The 19,233-nt window shown below is 38.9% G+C and carries 17 protein-coding genes; 2 read left to right on the top strand and 15 right to left on the bottom strand.

What is annotated here, in order from left to right; translation table 11 throughout:
• Window positions 1-100: 100 nt before the first annotated feature.
• Complete coding sequence (locus tag GWP43_RS15525) at window positions 101-226, top strand: SelB domain-containing protein (protein WP_414162729.1); 126 nt, start codon at window positions 101-103, stop codon at window positions 224-226.
• A 116-nt stretch (window positions 227-342) separates the two neighbouring features.
• Here GWP43_RS15525 and GWP43_RS14545 read toward each other — a convergent pair whose 3' ends face one another.
• The 6 genes from GWP43_RS14545 to GWP43_RS04920 all read right to left on the bottom strand — a co-directional run bounded on the left by GWP43_RS14545 (window position 343) and on the right by GWP43_RS04920 (window position 4,732).
• Entirely contained in the window at window positions 343-495 is a 153-nt protein-coding gene (locus GWP43_RS14545) for a hypothetical protein (protein WP_230978043.1), read from the bottom strand.
• 98 nt (window positions 496-593) lie between these two features.
• The gene (locus GWP43_RS04940; protein WP_162663183.1) at window positions 594-905 is read right to left on the bottom strand and encodes a hypothetical protein; all 312 of its coding nucleotides are present in this window, start codon (window positions 903-905) and stop codon (window positions 594-596) included.
• A 334-nt stretch (window positions 906-1,239) separates the two neighbouring features.
• Window positions 1,240-2,640: a tyrosine-type recombinase/integrase gene (locus tag GWP43_RS04935; RefSeq protein ID WP_162663181.1), complete on the bottom strand. Its 1,401-nt coding sequence runs from the start codon at window positions 2,638-2,640 to the stop codon at window positions 1,240-1,242.
• A 102-nt stretch (window positions 2,641-2,742) separates the two neighbouring features.
• Window positions 2,743-3,105, bottom strand: a complete 363-nt coding sequence (locus GWP43_RS04930) for a hypothetical protein (protein ID WP_162663178.1) — start codon at window positions 3,103-3,105, stop codon at window positions 2,743-2,745.
• Complete coding sequence (locus GWP43_RS04925; RefSeq protein WP_162663176.1) at window positions 3,078-4,178, bottom strand: hypothetical protein; 1,101 nt, start codon at window positions 4,176-4,178, stop codon at window positions 3,078-3,080. The genes GWP43_RS04930 and GWP43_RS04925 overlap by 28 nt, the downstream gene beginning before the upstream one ends.
• A 131-nt stretch (window positions 4,179-4,309) precedes the next feature.
• Window positions 4,310-4,732, bottom strand: a complete 423-nt coding sequence (locus tag GWP43_RS04920) for an ATP-binding protein (protein WP_162663174.1) — start codon at window positions 4,730-4,732, stop codon at window positions 4,310-4,312.
• A gap of 655 nt (window positions 4,733-5,387) precedes the next feature.
• On the opposite strand from GWP43_RS04920, the gene GWP43_RS04915 reads away from it, so the two are divergent.
• Complete coding sequence (locus GWP43_RS04915; protein WP_162664745.1) at window positions 5,388-6,638, top strand: TerB N-terminal domain-containing protein; 1,251 nt, start codon at window positions 5,388-5,390, stop codon at window positions 6,636-6,638.
• 12 nt (window positions 6,639-6,650) lie between these two features.
• Here GWP43_RS04915 and GWP43_RS04910 read toward each other — a convergent pair whose 3' ends face one another.
• The 9 genes from GWP43_RS04910 to GWP43_RS04870 form a co-directional block, all read right to left on the bottom strand.
• Window positions 6,651-7,085, bottom strand: coding sequence for an NlpC/P60 family protein (locus GWP43_RS04910; RefSeq protein ID WP_162663172.1), 435 nt, complete (start codon window positions 7,083-7,085; stop codon window positions 6,651-6,653).
• 220 nt (window positions 7,086-7,305) lie between these two features.
• Complete coding sequence (locus tag GWP43_RS04905; RefSeq protein WP_162663170.1) at window positions 7,306-8,985, bottom strand: WD40/YVTN/BNR-like repeat-containing protein; 1,680 nt, start codon at window positions 8,983-8,985, stop codon at window positions 7,306-7,308.
• Window positions 8,954-9,181, bottom strand: a complete 228-nt coding sequence (locus GWP43_RS04900) for a LamG domain-containing protein (RefSeq protein WP_162663168.1) — start codon at window positions 9,179-9,181, stop codon at window positions 8,954-8,956. The genes GWP43_RS04905 and GWP43_RS04900 overlap by 32 nt, the downstream gene beginning before the upstream one ends.
• Entirely contained in the window at window positions 9,174-9,536 is a 363-nt protein-coding gene (locus GWP43_RS04895; protein WP_162663166.1) for a hypothetical protein, read from the bottom strand. Before GWP43_RS04895 ends, GWP43_RS04900 begins: the two co-directional genes overlap by 8 nt.
• A gap of 90 nt (window positions 9,537-9,626) precedes the next feature.
• Window positions 9,627-10,076: a hypothetical protein gene (locus GWP43_RS04890; protein WP_230978041.1), complete on the bottom strand. Its 450-nt coding sequence runs from the start codon at window positions 10,074-10,076 to the stop codon at window positions 9,627-9,629.
• A gap of 6 nt (window positions 10,077-10,082) precedes the next feature.
• Complete coding sequence (locus GWP43_RS04885; RefSeq protein ID WP_162663164.1) at window positions 10,083-10,925, bottom strand: ATP synthase F0 subunit B; 843 nt, start codon at window positions 10,923-10,925, stop codon at window positions 10,083-10,085.
• 3 nt (window positions 10,926-10,928) lie between these two features.
• Window positions 10,929-13,517, bottom strand: a complete 2,589-nt coding sequence (locus GWP43_RS04880) for a fibronectin type III domain-containing protein (RefSeq protein ID WP_162663162.1) — start codon at window positions 13,515-13,517, stop codon at window positions 10,929-10,931.
• Window positions 13,514-14,209, bottom strand: coding sequence for a phage tail family protein (locus tag GWP43_RS04875; protein WP_414162728.1), 696 nt, complete (start codon window positions 14,207-14,209; stop codon window positions 13,514-13,516). Before GWP43_RS04875 ends, GWP43_RS04880 begins: the two co-directional genes overlap by 4 nt.
• A gap of 51 nt (window positions 14,210-14,260) precedes the next feature.
• Window positions 14,261-19,072 (bottom strand): phage tail tape measure protein, encoded by a 4,812-nt coding sequence (locus GWP43_RS04870; RefSeq protein WP_162663160.1) that lies wholly within the window; start codon window positions 19,070-19,072, stop codon window positions 14,261-14,263.
• Between the last annotated feature and the right edge of the window lie 161 nt (window positions 19,073-19,233).

Here is a 19,233-nt window from a genome sequence, read left to right as displayed (position 1 = left end):
AAGCTCGGCAAACTCGTTGTATTGGAAAACTTTTTGCACTACCACCGTGAGATATACGACAAAGCGATTGCCGCTATCTTAAAGGGAAAAAGCAGGCGACATCATCACCATTGCAGATGCCCGTACCGCGACAAATCTTTCGCGCAAATATGTCATCCCCCTACTCAATGTTCTGGAAAAAAACGGCAAGGTAAAACGGCAGGAGAATGATAGAATTGTCTTGTAGGGTTAAGACAGGGTAAACGCACCGGGCTGTTTTTTTACTCCCACGCAGAAAAAGAGAGGCTGGACAGGCCTTAAAAGGCAGCTACTTTTTCGCAGTTTTCCTGCCTAATACCTGCATTACAAATTACTAATCGACCGTACTTCCTCCGGCGAAAGTCCTGAAATCTTACAAATATCCTCAAACGGATAGTGCATAGTCAGCATTGTCTTTGCCGTTTCAAGCGCTTTTTGGCGGGAACAGCGAGCTTCTCCTTGTTGTATCCCAAGCATTAAACTTTCCTGTCTCTGTACTGCAATATCGGTATCGTAATCATATTCGGCTATTAAGATATTTCTTACCTCCTCTCTTTTGAAAATATATGGTGCATCTACTGCGTCGCACTGTCAAAAGCGTACTTCCGTGTACGCTTTTGACGGCGAGTTTCGGTCGGAGCCGAAACATCGCTTCTGTTTAAACCAGCGGCATCCATGCCGCTTCTGAAAATCCTCAACGTATCAGAACGGACAGGGATGTCCGTGGTTCCACGCAATAGCGAGTTCACATTGCGAACTCGCAGCTCAAGAATGTACAGGAGGTACATTCTTGAGCTGCGAGTTTTTCTAATGAGAAACTCGATACTGTGAAGAACCGCTGACATCCTGTCAGCAGCAGCGAGTTTGCCTTGCGGCAAACTCGTCATAAGAATAACTCTGTATCAGGAAAAAACACTAAAAGATAGGGTAAAACGCTTATTTTATGGCGTTCTTAGTACATATTTTTAATTAGTTATCTTACACTTTATCTGTCAAAAAAACTGTGTAGCTCTAACTATTTTCATATTAAGCTATGAACGTATTCTTGTCAAGCATGTTTTTATTTTTTTTGTGTTTGTTTTCGATTATTTTTTTTCGATTTTTAGGATTTTTAGCGTGTTTTTGCGAGTCATTTGTATACAGCTTTCCTGTCAGGCGTATAAAGTGCCATTCAAAAAGTGTGAAAAAAAATGTCTTTAAGATAGCTATTTCGTACCAGCTTTACTCTATAATTTTATCGAGTGCGCTAACTGCCTTGTATTTGAGTTGCTCCATTTCAGGCGTATAGTGGTCGGCATAATGCCGCACCTCAGCTATGCAGTCGTGTCGTGTTAAAAATTTGAGCTCTTCTTCTGAAAATCCGGCAAGCCGTAAAAAGGTAGCAAACGTATGCCTATAGCTGTGTATTGTCAAATTCGTTCGCTTCATCCCTAATCGTCTCATTGTTCTATTAAAATCATCGTTAAAACTTTCATAGCAGAACGGTTTATGTGCATCTCGTCGGGAGCTAAATATAAATGCCTCCGGATCATCTTGAGACGGGTTGCTTTCAAGATGTGCGAGCAATTTTTCTGCAAGGTCGGCGGAAAGGGGAACAATGTCGCTGCGTTCTGTTTTTGTACATTTAAGCCGCTTGCCGGTTCTGCAATAGTTCTTGTCAACCTTGAGCGCATATCCGTCTGAATTTTTGATAAAATCTTGCATCTGAAGGGCTTGTATTTCTCCAATGCGGCAACCGGTTTTAAACAGCACTTCATTGATAAGCCAATTTATTTGAGAGCCGAACGGATTATGCTCGCCATTGAAAAGTTGCCGGATTTCCTCTTTTGTAAAAGTAGCCTTTTCCGCTTCTTTTTTAGCTTTTTTCCGCGTTGCCTTTGATTCTCTCGTTATCTGCTGTGAAATATCTCGCGCAAGAAGGTTATTGCGATACGCAAAACGAAGGGCTTGAATACAGATAGAGTAGTATTTGTGCATGGTACTTTCTTTCAGCTTACCTGCCCCCTTAATTGCACCGAGCATTGTATCGATTTTCGTGCCGGTTATTTCGGTAAGCAAGCAAGAAGGAAAATACTTTTCATACTTTTTAATACATGTTGTATGATGGTAAAATCGCTCAGGATTTGGCGGAGTTGCGCCTGTCCGTATCTTGCCCTTAATGAACGGACTTTCATCATAGTTCCAGTAAAGGAGGATATACTCATAAAAGGTAAGCGTTGATAGTCGATCTAAAAGTGGTTTAATCTCTTCCGGAGCATCTTCGTATTCTGCGGCTGATACAGAGTATGGCTGTACGGAATTGTTATGACAAACAGCGCCCTGTACGCCTTGCACAATCGTATCAATGGCCGTTTGAGTATACGCCTTTATGTCTGCGTTGATAACATGAGTCCCTTCATCCGTTGCTGCAATGTTATTGCCGGTACTATACCGGACTGTACCGGTACGGTCATATTCTGCCCAGCACCGACTGGCAAAACGGATCGCTTCATTTCTATCCTTCGTGCCGGTACTTTTTGCGGTCATATATTCGCCGGTTTCTTTATCTTTTAATTGGAAATAGAGAATCCCATTGGCTTTATTTCGCGGAAAGATACACCACGGCTGTCCTAGGCTTTTCATAAAAAGATACCTCCTCAACTGATAAGATTTCTGCTTATGGCCATTTTCGGCAACAAGGGAGGGATTCTTTAAATACTCTGTCGATACTATGGATATGATGAATTACTCATCCAATAAAACTGCTTTTTTTATCCCGTAATCTGGATATTTCTCTTTAATAAATTTTTGAATATTAGTATCTTTGACTTTAAGGGCATTCCCTAAAAATGATAATCTTCTCCTATTTTCTGCTATTATATCTGACCATTGATACACATAAATTGATATGTTAGCATTTTGTGATCTTGTATATAAGTGTTTATCTGCTTTGTCAAATTGCCCAACTTTTGATTTTGCAAAATTTCTTAACTCTGAACTTACTAAAATTATTTTATAATTTAAGTTTTTCGCGAAACACCCTTTTTGTTCAATATCATATAAATATCGATCTACTTGATTTAACTCTTTTGTCCAATGGCGCAGCATGGAGCTTTTAACTCCACTATCATTATTTCCCTTTGCGTGTCATTGATTATATTTTCATTAAAGAAAAACAAATCGGTTATATCTTTAATTTTAGCATCTGCGCATTCAATGAGATTCTCATCACTTATTGTAGGCTCGTATGAAAAATAAGCAGCACGAAGTTCTTGTAAATTATTTTGCAAATTTTGTCGGAGAATAATTTCAGTGTATTGACATACTGCTCTCCAAAGCCATAGATTATTTTCAATAATTTTATGTAATTCCGATCGTTCTTTTACCTTTTTGCTTATGTCAGAATATATAATCGTATTCAAGAAATCTAAGAAAGATGTTTTTTTTGCAATGTCTGTTGAAAACTCTATCACATTTTCTAGATCAACAGTATCTAGCAATTCTTTAAATTTTTTTATTATTGCAGGATTTAAATTCGTAAAATATGATAAAATAGTCCGTAAATCTCCATTAGCAATAGCAAGGTTTATCAGCGGATAAATGATTTTTCTTGTATCAATATTCTTCCTTAAAAGTTTATATTCATTTTCAAGATAATACGCTATCTGATTAAATGTAATAACGTGCGCTTGGGAAGGCGCCTCTTGTGATCTATACGGGTAATAGGCGTCTTTTTGAAGTTTTTGAAAATTATAATAGTCAGGAAATTTCTCCATAAAATAGCGCCTTATCTCTTCATTTGTTTTTTGCTTGAAATTTTTAGCGCCCTCGTCAAGTTCAGTATCTAAGTTGCGGAACAATCCCGTGGTTGCGTCAAGAACATCAGCGTCTACTAATATATTCCACCCGTCATCGTTAGGCAAATCAAGAGATAAAGATTCTGTATAAATTTGCGATTTTATTCCGTTGTTTTCAGTACGATATATACTTCTTATTTTTTGTTTGTTAGATATATAATGAATAAAGGTTAAATCTCCTGTTATATCATGCCCGTCTACTTTGCATATAAATGTCTTGTGCTCAGCCGGTTCAATAAGAAAATCCTTTGTTAAAACTTCACGGTTATTAACAAATATATGGATTGCTGATTGTAAAATCAGGTCGGAATAACATAAAAACAATTCCCTATGGATATTTTCTAATAATAACTGTTTTGAAATTTTCCTCTTTGGGTTTTCTGTAATTTCGTCAGCGGTATATAAATCTTGTATAATAACTTTATAGTACGTGTTGCTTGTAGAAGGCTCATTATCTATATTGATAGGATAATCTTTGTATGACTTGTACTGATTGTTTTACTATTCAAGGTGAAGGCTGTTTTTGTTTTTTTGCCGTTTTTTTCTCCGACTGTTTCGATTGAGACTGTTTTACCAATCTGAAAGGCTGCAAATCGTCCGATCCCCTTGCCGGTTGCTTTAGAAACAGTACCAATGTCGAATAGCTTATGTTCAACATCATCAAAGCACACGCCCTCTCCGTTGTCAACGATCGTTATAGAGATAGTCGGTATCGGAGAGACTTCCTCAAGTTTATATTCATCTATTGTTATATCTATTCTGGTAGCCTTTGCTTGAATAGAGTTATTGACTAACTCTAAAAATGCCAAAAAAGTATTAGAATATGAAGCCAAAAGGTCAGAAATAACCCTGCCATTGGTAGTAAAATAAGTAGTCATAACATAAACTCCTCGAATAGTTTAAGTTTATGGAGATAATTTTATCATAGTTTTATATCTTCGCCAATCTTTTCTGTTCCCATCCCCTCCTAAAAAAGCCGATCATTCCGTTTCCGGCTAGATTTAACATGAAAAGGCAATTCATCCCATGTTGCCCTTTCACGCCGCTTATAGTATACTAATTCCGCTTTTGCTTACTTACTATCAGGTTTTAGTTAAAACCACCGCCCTATCCGCAGCTTGTCTGCATCAGCACCGTTAAACGTATACGCCTTGCCGACACAGGGCTTGGGACAATAGCTGCCTGAATAGGCTACCATCTACAACAGGGTTGCCGAATCGGGTAAACAAAAATGTTTAATTATTTAGCTTTTGTTTGTTTTAGCCGATTTAAAAAGAAAGGGATATATATGTCTGTTTTGATTTATTTAAGCGAAAGCTAATAGTAATTTAGTTCCCCAAGAAAATGTATCTCAAAACAACACGAAAATGTTTTTGATGAAATAAAACAAAGGGAAATACCATCAGTAGAGATCAGTCAAGAAGTTATTAAAAGAATCCATCCTGATTTAGAAGGTCTTATCTGGATAGGAGACGGTAAATATAAAAATTATACGCAAAACCTAAAAAGGTATATGAATATAATGTTGACTGTATTACTTTTGTTTATGAATATAACGAAACAATAGAACCTAGTGTTATTTTTACAAAACTTCCCATAAACAAACCAGAAAATGCGGAAGGTGTTGAAAAATTGCATTATTTCCCCTGTTACGGCTCACGAGATACAATTATGCCTCATTCAGAATTAACACCTGAACAAAGATGGAAGTATTTAAATTTTTTAACTAATCCATATATAGCTGATATAGATATAGGATATGTTTTTCTCTTGTACTATGGTCTTGAGCGCCATTTGTTAGATGGTGATTTTGACAGAGCAATGACTGTTGTTTTAAAATTAAGAAAAGTACACAAACAAAAGTCTTTTCAAACGTATACCGGCAATGCAATAATTCTTGCCAGCATATTAAAAGGGAAAGGCGAGTATGCGAGGGATTTTTTCTATTCATTAAATCAGGAAAATGAATATGAATATATCTTTTCACATAATTTATATTTACTTGGGGCTTATAGTTTTGATATTCCGCTGACAGCAAAAGATATAGTGCGAATGGCACAAACTTTTGAATTTTCTAATAGAAATTATATAACAAAATACTACGATATATTTTTAAAAAATCTTGATACTCTTTTGACACAGAAAACAGGGAAAAATACTGTAAATCTGAAAGATTATATTACACCTCAAGAGATAAAAAAACTGCCTGTAATTGATGCATCAATATTTGTAAACTATTCACTTGATATAAAAGTACCTGTTACTCGTATTCAAGACTGTTTTAAATTAAAACGTGATATGAATGTTTTTTTAGAAGCTGCTCACGAACTGACAAAATTAGAACTTGCTGAATTGCGTAAATGTGGAGATATAAAACCCGAACCTAAAAAACCTAAGAAAGATGTATATTTTCAAGAAAATCATATAACTACGGCTTTTATGGAATATAAGATAAATGTTGAAAATATAAATGAAACAGAAGGAATGATTGATTTTGATAAAAATTTTCGAAAATATGTATCGACGTATGAGAAAGCTAGAAACATTGAAAAAGACGATATTACAAAAGCTATTATATTTTACTTAAAAATTTTAGGAAAAACTACACCAACAGGATCGTCTTATTGGGAGCGCCCTCTTATTTTGCTGGAAAGAATAAAAATGTATAATGAGGCTTATTTTATCTGCCAAAGAGCTGCAAAAGTTTCAAGAATGCCTCATGTCAGAATGGGAGATTTTGACCTAAGATTAGCAAGACTTGCAAAAAAAGCTTCAGATCAGTAAATATTTTCATCATTATCTATTTTTTAATAATTTTATTTTCGCAAAAGATTTAAACCTTTTATCATTTTTATTATAAAATCTTTCAGTTACCCCATTGATGGACGGATGCCCTTCCATAGCTTCTTTCTTTGTAGAGTCAATAAAATAAATATTGTCATCAACTGTTTTTACATAGAAAGCAATATGTGTTGGGAAATCCGTATCTTCATCCCCCATAAAAATCAAATCGCCGGGATTAGGATTATTAGTAATAACTGAATATTTAAGAAAAAAATCTTTAACGGAAGCGTCAAAAAATGGCAATGTATATTCGGTATATTCACGTACTGCATAACGATAACAATTGACTATTAAACCTGAGCAATCTATTTTTATTGCTCGCAATTCATCTTGTCCTCCGAATTCATATTCCGTTTGACTATCTCTATATCTTTTAGCAAAAAACAACGCTTTATCTGCTATTTCTTTTGGGCAAAGAATTTCATTAACAGAACTTCTAATTTCATGTATACACCCTGTAAAGCAAAGTATTAAAAATTAAAAATATAATCTCTTCATATTCTATATTACCATCCTATATAAAATCTTCTTGAAAATACACTAGTATTTTCTTTGTTAATATGGAGCGGACAGAGAAAATAGCATTATTTCGACTCGATAAAGGTTATTAAAAATATTGTTTGTTTTTATTAACTAATAAAACAGCTTTGCGCGATCCTCCAGACATTCCCACGACATCTGTTGTTATTATCCTTGCTGTTGGGGTTGCCACCATAGAGAGAAAACCGTATGAATATCCACAGGATATAAAAGAAAAAGAATCCCCATTATTATCACTCACAAATATTCCTCCTTTATTTTCATCATTAGATAAAATGATTAAGTATTTGTCTATATAAAAAAGACTGCGTACTTCTTCATTTGAAATTGTTACCCATGTAACTCCTTTATCTGGACTCTTTTTTAATCCTTCAATATTTCCCATAAATATAAAACCTTCACCAAATGCGATTGTACAAGCATAACCGTTTCGAGCTCTATTATGCCACGTTTTACCTTTATCCGTGCTAAAATATAATCTAAAATAATGCAGAAGACGATCATGTGTCTGCACTATCCAGACTTCTTTATTTAAAACCATATTTATTATTTCTTCAGTTCCATGCGATTCATATATTTTTTCTTCATTTAAAAAGTTTGCCGAAATTTTATATAAAGCATCATATCTTAATATAAAAACATCTTCTGAATCGGAAAAAACCTCATGAGCTTCAATATTTGTATTATCCCACGTAACGCCAAAATCTTTAGATTTAAATAAAAAGATTTTATTGTTTTCTGAACCAATAGTGAAAATATTCTCCCCGACACTTATCGCGCTTAGTAAACTTAATCTTCTTTCGTCTGTTAGAAGGTCATTTTGCTTTTTCCATAAGACACCTTCAAGAGAAGATGTAAATATTTCATTTGTATTAGTCATCAAGACAAGTCGCCCTTGATGTGTGAATATATTTGTCATGCCGTTATAGTATTGAGTTGTAGGGATATCTACTTTTTCCCACGAGTTAAACGTTGTTTGGCTAGAAAATAAGTTAGAACAAGAAATACTACCCATCACAGCTAAGCTCATCAAGCCCCCTGATATATAAGTATATAACTGTTTTTTCTTCATAGTGCCTCCATCGCCTCCCATTATACACAATTCAATCCCCTCTAGGCTAGGCTGTATAACAAGTTTCCAACCGTTATTGACCGCCTCAATAACACCTTCGTCTTGATTTGCTTTGTTTAAGAAAATTTTATTTGCTTTTATGTCTCCATTAAAAGCAGATTGTCCTGTTTGTGGATCAATATGTAATATCGTTCTGTTTTTATTGCGTACTAATACGCCGTCTGTTTTGTTTATTTTTGTCTCAAAATCATTAGGGTTATTTGTATCGCTATCGATATGCAGTTTTTGAACTACAAGATTTTTAATGAACGCCTGATTGACTAAAAGTTCGTCAATCAATGCCTGTTGTGCTACCAGCACCTTCGCAAACAGCGCCCCGAAGTGTCCCGTTTCTTTCATCAGCTCTTCTATCTCGCAAATATGATACAGCGCCGCCTGATACTGTTCGGTGTAGTTGTATTCCGGCTCAAGGTTAATCCATTGCGAACCCGTCCAGCGGTAACACACCCCGACTTTCCAACCGCCGACTGTTTTAGCCATCAATACCCAGTCGCCTGCGTTTGCATCCTGTGCCCCCAGCCTTTCGCCTTTGGTAATAACCACCGTTCGGGTAGTCGGTACCGTTTCGGTAACACCGAGGTATTTAGGGGTAGCCGATTGTACAATTTTTTTCAAGCTGTTTTACCTGCGTGCCCTTGCTTACTAAATAAAAGAGTCCGTTTATCTCCCCTTGCTTCAGTACGGTTTTATATACTCGTACCTCATCGAATGTCGCATGAGTGCGCCCCCCTCCGATGGTAAAGCCGTTGGTCATATCTACCGGCTTGTCTCCTGCCGATAGGCTATATACCTCTTTTGCATTCTTATACACTGTAAACAGCCCATTTTTTTGCGAAAGTGAAACCCCAGTGCGTTTGTTGCTGGTCGTCTTTAATATCCGTAATCGCCTTAAAGCCGTTTATAACAACGGTTAAAAGGTCGGTCATATTGTCGAAAAAGATTTGGATATTCTTAAAACTAAAAATACCGCGTGGAGTATCAGATTCTACAATGCCATCCCATTGCCGCCAAAGAGAAACCGATAGTTCATTGCGGTCTCCTTCAAGGGCTATTTTACCGACTCCCGCCGGAAGGTAGCACGCATTGCCGGAAACCCCCGGCACTATTTGTGCATCTTCCGTTAAAATCATATTTTGCCCGCCGGGTACGTAGTTTATTGCTTCCATGACAGATACTCCTTTTTTATACCTTCGGGTAGCGCTGTTTTATTTCTGCTATCTTTGCAAGCCATTCTGACCTATCTATGTCTCCGCGCATTACCTGCATACCCAGCGGATCCGCTTCTTGTCGATAGGCGGCTTCTCGCTGACGGTCAATGTATGCGTTATATTCTTCCTTGCTGATAAGCCCTGCATCGTACTGTTCTTTTCAGTCTTTTTGACGACGTAAGCACCCTCGACCTTTTCATCGGCCTTGAGCTGAATAAGACCGGCAGCAACCTTTTCGGCTTCCGTCATATCAACAAAATCCGTGCCGGCTTCATTGAGCTTTTTACCTTCCGGCACCGGGACGAGCCCTTCTTTAACCAGCTGCGCAAGCGGCTTTTTAGTCCCTGTCTGTAAGTCAGTGTACAGACGGATATCATCGCCGATATTGGCCGCACAATTTTCGACGATCCGATACTCAATTGCAGGGTTGTCCTTTTCCGGTATTGCCCCGCAATAGTGTCCCGTAATGATATTGCTTTTGATTTCGATGTATTCCATAACTTCTTACCCCTCTATTTTCTCTAGCTTCCAAATGATAAAGGTTCTATTACGCGTCCGATTTTCTTCGGCAGTCGGAACGATCCGACTGGCATCAAAGCAAGTAGATTCTGTGGTATATTCCTGCGCGGCAGTGTTCCACGCTTCAACATTCTTATGCGAAGGGCTTTCTATATAAAAAGGCCCCGAAGGATTTACACCTCCTTCAATCCCTACAAGCCCTTTAATATTCCTTATAGCATCCCCCTGTTCACCCCCGTTAAAAGGATTAGCATCTTTTCCTTTCGCACGGAAAAAACAACCGTCATAGTTTACTTCCGCCCAGCGGTACCCCTTGAAGGAGAAAACCGTCTCGGGTTTCGGCATCCACGGCCACTGGACATAGCCGTTTTGAAAGATTTTGATAAGCGTTTCATTGATTGCCGTATTAATTTTCGCCTTGACGGTTGTGTCTGCGGCCGCTTCGAATTGTTCCTGAACGGTCTTTTGTATTTTATCGTTGATTTGCTGATTAGCAAGCGTCAACTTTGTTTCTATGGCATTTTCTGCGGCAGTTATAAGAGAAGCAAGTTCCTGCTTCTTCGCTTCTGCCGCTTGTCTGAGCGTAGTGTCCGCTTCTATTGCACTATTGTGTAAGGCAATCTTAGCTGTTTCTATCGCTTTTTCTAATTTGTCTTTCTGTGCGGCAAGCTCGGAAGCGATATACTCTTTAGCATCCTGCTTAACTTGAGCAATAACCGTATTGCCTATTGCAGCGATTGCCGCCTCTTTTGCCTTAGTGATAAAATTATTATAAGCGGCGGTTAAATCTTCTAACGCCTTGCCTAACGCTTCATTTGTATATGCCATAGTTTATACCCCCTGTACTGCTTTTAAAAATACTTTTGTTTTAGGCATCTGCCCTGTAAGCTTCGGGCGGAGCGGCCAACCGGTAACAGGATCGGCGCCAGTGTTAAATACACGCTTTACATACGCAGTAAATTCAGGAAACACATCAGGACTAAAGGGAAGTCCGTTTGCTTCTAAAAAGCCGTGCTTGTACGTTCCGTCATAAAATATTTTTACTTCCCCGATGGGGCTATCAAATTGTTGAATAGCAGAGAGGGCACCGGTTTTGTGCACCTTCTGAATATCTTTATTCCCTTCGGTAATAATAAAATCAGTATCTTCAATAAAATCGACCGCATCTATATTTTGTAATGTGCCGCCTGTACCTTTTTCACCTTTAAAATGCCAGATATTTCCTTTAAAATCGACAACCGCATAACATCCTGCGCCGTATGTTTCTTCTCTAATGTGTTGTGTAATGATACGGGTATGTGCTATATCGGTTTTGATGGTAACGGTATAATTGCCGGTGAGGTTATAAATGATCTGATATTGTTTTGCGCCGTTACCGTTTTGACTATCAAAAAATAAGCGCAAGGTAAAATCATTGTGTAAAGTGCCCGATAAAATAATGACATTGTTAAGCGCTTCGGCAAATGTCATTGTAATTGCTTGTTTACCGGTACAATCGTATTCAATGATACGGCTTTGCCATGCTGTATAGGAAGGATTAACTTGTGGCAGTGCTTGAGGTGTTTCATCAAAGCAGGTATGTACTAATGCACTTCCGTCTAAAGGAAAGCTCATATCGGCGGAAAGCGGGCGGCATACAACTTCCGCCGTATAATCCGATAAAAGTCCGTCTGAGACGGAAGCAACGCTAAACGTATAATCAGTATCAGCTTTCAGCCGTTCAATTACTTCTTGTTTTTGCTTAGTATGCCGGTAGTTATAAAAATCCTGTGTCTTTTCCTTCCATCTTATTACAAAATCCTCGCCGTCAGCCTCCCATGTTATACTGATAGCATTCTGTTTTCCCGTTGCCTGAACACACACCGGTGACTTTACTATTTTGCGCTCCGTATCGTTATCTTTTTGCGGGATAAGGGCTGAAAGAGGGTTAAAAAGAAAACCGCCGATACCAAATTTTTGCGTAAGCTTATTTTCTTTGTATGAAATGTGTTCTTCTTGCACGGTAACATCGTATATCGTGTTGCTTTTAGGATGAACTAACGAAACTTCATCAAATAAACGGATGGGTAAGAGCGTTTCAACTTCAAAAACAGGATTTTCTTCTTTTCGTTTTTCTTTAAGTTTTTCTAAACCGGCTTTTTTCAGCTCTTGCCGTGTTTTTATCTTAGTGTCGGTAAACGTATCTTCTACCGTTGACCCATTATCATAGGTTCCCACCTCAGGGATACGAAGGTATAGCCGCTGCTGTTTTTCCCCTTCTCCGTAGCAATGAAGTACATTTACCTTTTGAACGGTCTGCTTTAATTCTTTAATGACGGTATTATTTAACTGCTGGGTAGTGGCGTCGCTTGCGCGTAAAAGATAGTCCGCTTGTACCTTTTTAATTTTCGTTAAACTCCGTTCAAAAGTGAAAAAAAGACGCCCCTTTTCAAACGTACAGGCAGTATCAAAGGGGTATTTTTCCCGTATTTTTTGAATAGCATCCCAGAGAGTAGTATTAGAAAGCTCTATGCCCTCTACTAATTCATTCATATCGGTAGGAGTGGATTTAATCGAAAATTCAGTCTTTTTTCTGGTAATAACTTCAAAAGCGCGGATAACCGGCGTAAAGCCGCGTACTGTTCTATCGACTAATGTGTTATGCTGATTATATACTTTGTGCGTTGCGAAATCCTGTATCCAGTCGGCATTGTGATAGGACAGGATAAAACGTACTGCAACATAACGCTTATCACTTGCAATTTTTAACCCTGACAGACTGCTATCATGTTCTATATCGCGGCGGGGAAAAAGAACCGGAGACGCGGAAAAATCAACATCGGCTATGTTGACGATAGGAGTGTGAGAGGAAGCCGATTGTACACTGATAGAGACTTTTTCACCGATTGTCGCAATCCATCTAACGTACCGCTGACCAACCGCATCCCCGCAGTCAAAAGCGAATGTAATAGATCCTTTTTCATAATAGTGGATACTATCTCCCACTTCCCGGTAATCAAGGTGGATATCGCCGTCTTTTATTTTATTTAATCCGATGTTGACTTTTTCGATATAATCGGTGAAATCCTCTAAGGTGGATTTTTGAATATAATCGAATCCATATATTGCGTCAGCTAACACAAAGCTTAAAGGTTTTTTATCCCATCCGTGCCAAGCCTCCGGAATACGATAATTTTTAAAAAGACTTTCAAGCGTTTTTACGCTCGTACTTGTTTTACTTTCATTACTCGAATGCTCGATAAGGACAACGGTTTGCATCTTTTCTGTATCTTTGTAAAGTTCCGCATATTTTGCGCCGTGAGGATAATCGATAAGGTCGAGTTTACCGGTTCCTTCTTTGTTCTTTTTCTGTGAAAAGCTCCACCCGCATTCATAGGTTTTTCCCAATCGTGCGCCGTCTTTATCGTAAAAAATAATCATAGATATCTCCCGTTAAAAGCAACCGTAACGGTTCCCGTCGGAACATAAATAGAAACGGTATTATGACCGGCAATAAAGTAGAGCGGATGAATAATACTTGAAAGCGTTAAAAGGCGTGTATAGTCTTCCCCATCTAAAAAGAGGGTTCCGTCTTTATAAAGGAGCGTTTTGCCGTGCGGTATCGCTATTTCACGGGAAATTTTTAGCTCCGTTCCATTACAGTGCACTAAAAGACCTGAAACCTTTTCGATATCGCCTATAGCAATCTCCGGCACGGTGGATAAATTCCCTTCGGTTACAATGGATATATCTCGTCTTCCGCCTGCAATCGTTTCGATTTTCCGTTGTCCATAGCCAAACGGATCAAAGGCTTTAAGGGTAAAACTAATCGTAAAGACTTTATGAAGATTTTCTCCATTATAATAGGTTATCTGTATCTGCCCTGTTAATCGGCATCGGTAAAAGATGGTATCATCGTCATCGCGATAAACGATTAAATCTTTACCACTTAATAAAGAGAGTAGTCTACTGCGTTCTTTTTCTACTGCGCAGGCAGAATCGGTCGGGATAGTCCCTGAACATTGAAATGTCTTACTACCGTACTGCTCTTTTCCGGTTAGGTATTCTCCATGCCGGTCGTTGAGCTTCACTGTTTGCGTTTGGATTGTTGAAGCGCTGCTTGAGGCGGTTATCCATTTGGGAATGTCTAACTCTTTTTCTCGTCAAATATTCTCATAGTTTTCTTATCCTGCCAATGCCTGTTGTACAATCTCTGTTAAAACAGCTCGTAAATCCGTTTGTTCGGTTGCTGTTATGTTAATGGTGCTATTATAGGAGTTATACGTAACTGAATTGATAATAATTTGGGTAGCGGTAAGATGCTGAATAGTCGTTTCTTTTAGATCGATAACTTGGTTGATTGTTTTAAAGCCTTCGCGGATCGCTTCAAGTAACACGTCTCTATCGGCGCCTGAAAGCTGCTGAATAATTGAGCCTGATGCTTTTGATTTAAGCTCTACGCCCCCTTCCAATGCTTTTGTAATTTTTGAAAGTTCGGCCATATTCCCTTCTAAATTATCATAGAGGTTTTTCAGCTTATCAATTGTACCGGTTACTTCGTCTCCGGTAATTTTGCCGTCTTTCATAATATCTTGAATAATCGCATCGACTTTCTTTTTTATGCCGGCACTTTCAACAGCTGCTTGAATAATCGCCTTTTTCATTTCAGCAGCAAACGACTTTTTGAAACTTCCCCAGTCGGCGTTATAGGCAGCATCTCCTAATGCTGTGGTAAGGGCTGATGACATTCCATCAGATAATGATTTTTTAAAATCATTGCCGACATCAAAGCCGAGTTTCTTTAACATCTCTTTCATCGGCTCACCAAATTCTTCTATCATCTGATTGAGCTTTTCTTTATCCAACCCCATGATTTGGGACGGATCTATACCTGTTTCTTTTATTTTCCCTTCCCGAATATCTTTTTCCAATTGTTCTTTTTTCCTTTTAATTTCTTCAATGGCAGCAACGGCTTTTTCATATTTCGCTTTTGAGCCCTCCAATTTTGCTAATTCCCTATCAATATCTGCATAGGCTTTTGTAAAATCTTTACCCGTCCAATAGGTATAGCCCTTATCTCTCGCGTGTGAACCTATTAAAGAGCCCCACCAACCTTGTTCTTGCTTTTGTAGATACTTTTTTTTCTCAAGTAATTTTTGGTAAGCGACAAACTCTTTTTCTGTTGCTTTTCTTTCTTCCGATAATTTTTGATTTTGCTCTTCTAAAATATTTCGCTGTTGTTCGCCAGATCCTTTAAAACCACTAAACATATTATCAACTAACTTTTGTATACCGGCATTAAGACCTGAAAACATTATCATTTTGTCGATGACTAATTTTTTTATAATTCCGTCAATAGTATTAGAAAAATTACTAAAATCTCCCGATTGAAAACCGCTGGTAATAGCTCCCATAATAGATTTTGCGGCTTCAAGCATCGGTGATTTTGTTTTTTCGGCTATTTCTTTTTCGATATTGTCAATAATTTTATCTGCAGCTTCTTCTGCCGTTTCTTTTGAATTTTCTACAATCGTATTTATTTCTTCATTGAATGCTTTTATTGAAGCTGCATTTACGGCTTTTAATATCGTCCCCGTTATTTCGATTGCCGCCGCTACAGATTTTATAACTGCTTGAGTTATAGGATCTCCTACCATATCACCTATTTGGTTAAGTATGTCGGCGCTCGCCTGCATTGCAGCAAAGCCGTCAATACAGCCCTGCTCGATAGAATCGGCTATTACTTTTGTAAGGGTTTTAGCGATACCTATTCCGCCTTGTATGTATGCGTTGGCGGCGGCAGCATTTGCGCTTTGCGTTTGCCTATCAGCGTCTTTATTAACTTTATCTTTTTGTTTTTCTGCGTCCGCTTCAATTCTTGTTATTTCTTCGGCGTTGTCTTTTGCCGCTTCTATTTTTGCCCGTCTGCTTTCTTCAATAATTTTTAAAAGTCGTTTTCTTTCCTCTTCTATGTTGATAAGCTGTATTTGAAGTTTTGATTTGCCGATTTTTTCAATATCGATCAGTCCGCTTTTTATTTGTGAAAATGATAATTCGGCTTCGTTTATGTCTATCCGTATGTTTTGCGCCTTTTCTTCCAACTGCCGAGAATAGACTTGCATTGCCTGTAAATCTTGATTGAGAGCTTCAATTTCTGTTCCGCTTTTGCCGTTTTTTTCTGCTGCTTCAATCCGGGCTTTTGCCTTTGCAATTTTATCGTACGTAGCGATTATTTCTTCTTGCGTTTTTTTAAGCTCTGCTTGTAATTCCTTTTGCTGTACTTGATACCGCCCGAACGCATCACTCATCAGCTTTGTTTTAGTGAGCTCATCGCCGAGCGTTACGCCGGAACCTTTCTCATCTTTTGTCGCAAGTTTTGTTTCAACGGTTATTCCTTTGCCAGCGCCTTTTTTCTTATCTTCCTCTTTAATGAATTGTTCGATAAGTGCAAGCCGCTTTTGCTGATACTCCTTTTCAACGGCAAGGCTGGATTGCCCATATTCTTTTGCTTTTGCGAGTTTTTCTTGATAGGACTTATCGAGTTCTGCTATTTGCGCTTGGTAAGAAGTATCTTTTTCCTTTGTTTTAGGCCCTTTATGTCCGCCTTTACCCTTTTCTAGTAGCTTGTTAAATTGTTCACGTAGGCGAATAAATTCGGCTAAGTCTTGCGAAGTCAGCTTTATTTTATTGCCGTTTCCATCGACAATATTTTGCAATTCGGCAACCTGTTTAATTTCGTTTTTTAAGAATTCATAGTATTCTTTATTTTCATCAAATGCTTCCCCCTCAATCTTTTTCCGCTCTTTGACCGCTTGTATGCCGCTTGTTTTAAACTGCTCCCATTTTTTTTGAAGAGTTTCAAGTGCTTGATTCTTTGTTTGCGTATCCTCTTTTTTATCTAATTGCGCAAGTGCGTCCGCGCCCGTTTCTATTTTCAGCTTTAATTGATTAGCTTCCGTAATAATCTGTTTCTGCTCGTCTAAAAGCGCCTGCTGTTCTTTTAATGATGTTCCGTCTTTTGCAAGTTTTTTGTTGTTTTGAGTGATTACTATTTCAAGTGAAGCAAACATATCTTCAAAAGAAGCAAAGCTAAAGCCGTCTTCCCCTACATCTTTTTTAAGAAAATGCGCTATCTTTTTTAATTCGGCTATCGCCGCTTGTTTTTCTTTATCTCCTTGAAGACGCGCTGTTTTAAACTGCTCAAAAATAGATTCGTATGTATTGGTGCGCTGGATGTCCTGACTATAAATTTTGAATGACCGCTCAAGTTTTGATTCGTTTTCAGCAACATATTTTTGCGCTTCATTCGCCGCTTGTTTTGATAACAAAAGCGCCCGCTCATTTTTGACTTTCTCAAGCTTAAGCGCATCTCGCGCAGCCTTTCGCGCTTTTGTAACAAACTGTTCGAGGCTCTCTCCTTGCGCCCGTAAGGCTCCTTGCGCATCGGGGACAATCTGTTTCAGCTGTTCAACAACGCTATTGAATTGGCTTTGCGCTTCTTTGCTGTCGTGTATTTTCCCTTTTAAGCTGTCGTACTTACCTAATAAATCTTGGATGCTCCGCCCTTTGTTCCCGCTTTTTGCGGCATCGGAAGCAAGGGCTTTCGCCTGTTCAAGCTGTCGTTCAGCATGTTTCATCGCATCTTCATGCGCTTTTTTCACTTGTGCAATAATACCGAGAGCAATAGCACCAGCGGCGGCAACGGCAGCGCCCCATGCTATAATCGGGTTAGCTGACATGACAAGGTTAAGCTGCACCATTTCAGCTTTTATCTTTTTAATGCCGATTGCAACAAGGAGCAAGGGACCTGCAGCGGCGGCTAATCCGGCAAGAGCGGTTCCTGCTGTTTGAACCCCGACTGGCAATTCATTAACAGCCTGTAAAACGCGGGTAATACCTTTCGCAAACGTATCAACCGCAGGAATGATATTTGATGTAAGGGTAATTTGAACCGCTTCAAAAGCGCTTGAAAGCTCTGCCTTCGTATTGGCAAAAGAAGCGTTTTGAATATCCTGCATCTTTTTTGCCGCCCCGTCTGATGCTTGCAATAAGCCGTCCATTGTTCGTATGGCATCCCCGCCGCCTTCGATCAGCGCTTGCATACCGGCAGCCGCCGCTTCGCCGAATAACTCGCTTGATTTTGCTACATCGATATTTGCATTTTTTAGCCGCTCAATTATGTCGGCAAGGTTATTTGTTTTCGGGTTTACCTCATCATAGCTTATGCCTAATTCTTGGAGTTTCTTTTTGACATCATCCGTACCGCTGGCTAACTTTTGTAAACCGGATCGTAAAATAGTGCCAGCCTGCTCACCGCCGAAACCGGTATTGTAAAGGCGCATAAGGGCAGCAGTTGACGCTTCAAGGCTCACCCCCAAACCAGCAGCAACAGGTCTGACATACTTCATTGAATACGATAGCTTTGTCATATTCGCTTGGCTTTTACTAATAGCCAATGAAAACACGTCGGCAATGTGCCCTGATTTTTCTGCACTGAGATTAAACTGCGAAAGAGTTGAAGCAATCGTACTTGAGGTAAAGGCTAAATCGCTTCCCGTCGCTCCTGCAAGCTGTAATACACCGTCGAGACTGTTCATTGCTTGCGTAGCTGATTGACCTGCTGAACCTAAACTATAGAGAGCATCGGCGGCTTGACTTGCACTAAAGCGGGTCGTTGCACCCATTTCTTCCGCTTTCTTTCGCAAGGCTTCCATTTCGGATGCACTTGCCCCCATAACAGAAAAAGTATTCTGCATGGACTGTTCAAAATTCGTAAAGGTATCGAGTGCGGCTTTTCCGAGCAAGGTTAAAGGGAGCGTTACACTGGCAGAAAGAGCGGCACCAATAGCAGCGATCTTCGTATTGATGCTATCAACTGCGTTGTCAATATCCTGCTCAAGTTTTGCAAGTGACCGATTGGATTCTCTGATCCCTTTTTGAAGTTTATCTGTTTTTAATGCTAATTCTGCATATATTTCGCCTAAACTCTGTCCCATTTGCCTAACCCGTTTTATGTATCACCCTCTGCAAAGGTCTCTGCCATATCTTTTTGAAATTGTTTTTCTCTTTTTTCTTTCACTTTCTGCGCTTTCTCTTTTTCTTCCCGCTGCTGATTTTCCACTTCAACAGCAACGAGACACGCCTCGTCGAATAGAAA

It is taken from the genome of Treponema vincentii, from assembly GCF_010365865.1.
In the GTDB taxonomy this organism is placed as follows: domain Bacteria; phylum Spirochaetota; class Spirochaetia; order Treponematales; family Treponemataceae; genus Treponema.
The sequence above is the reverse complement of the archived record's forward strand: the minus strand, read 5'-3'. Positions and strand labels throughout refer to the sequence as shown.

Bases quoted from the DNA above. Each gene is read 5' to 3' on its own strand.
- GWP43_RS04920 (WP_162663174.1), bottom strand. From the start codon at position 4,732: ATGACTACTTATTTTACTACCAATGGCAGGGTTATTTCTGACCTTTTG.
- GWP43_RS04880 (WP_162663162.1), bottom strand. From the start codon at position 13,517: ATGATTATTTTTTACGATAAAGACGGCGCACGATTGGGAAAAACCTAT.
- GWP43_RS04885 (WP_162663164.1), bottom strand. From the start codon at position 10,925: ATGGCATATACAAATGAAGCGTTAGGCAAGGCGTTAGAAGATTTAACC.
- GWP43_RS04935 (WP_162663181.1), bottom strand. From the start codon at position 2,640: ATGAAAAGCCTAGGACAGCCGTGGTGTATCTTTCCGCGAAATAAAGCC.
- GWP43_RS04930 (WP_162663178.1), bottom strand. From the start codon at position 3,105: ATGCTGCGCCATTGGACAAAAGAGTTAAATCAAGTAGATCGATATTTA.
- GWP43_RS04895 (WP_162663166.1), bottom strand. From the start codon at position 9,536: ATGGAAGCAATAAACTACGTACCCGGCGGGCAAAATATGATTTTAACG.
- GWP43_RS04870 (WP_162663160.1), bottom strand. From the start codon at position 19,072: ATGGGACAGAGTTTAGGCGAAATATATGCAGAATTAGCATTAAAAACA.
- GWP43_RS14545 (WP_230978043.1), bottom strand. From the start codon at position 495: ATGCTTGGGATACAACAAGGAGAAGCTCGCTGTTCCCGCCAAAAAGCG.
- GWP43_RS04940 (WP_162663183.1), bottom strand. From the start codon at position 905: ATGACGAGTTTGCCGCAAGGCAAACTCGCTGCTGCTGACAGGATGTCA.
- GWP43_RS04890 (WP_230978041.1), bottom strand. From the start codon at position 10,076: ATGGAATACATCGAAATCAAAAGCAATATCATTACGGGACACTATTGC.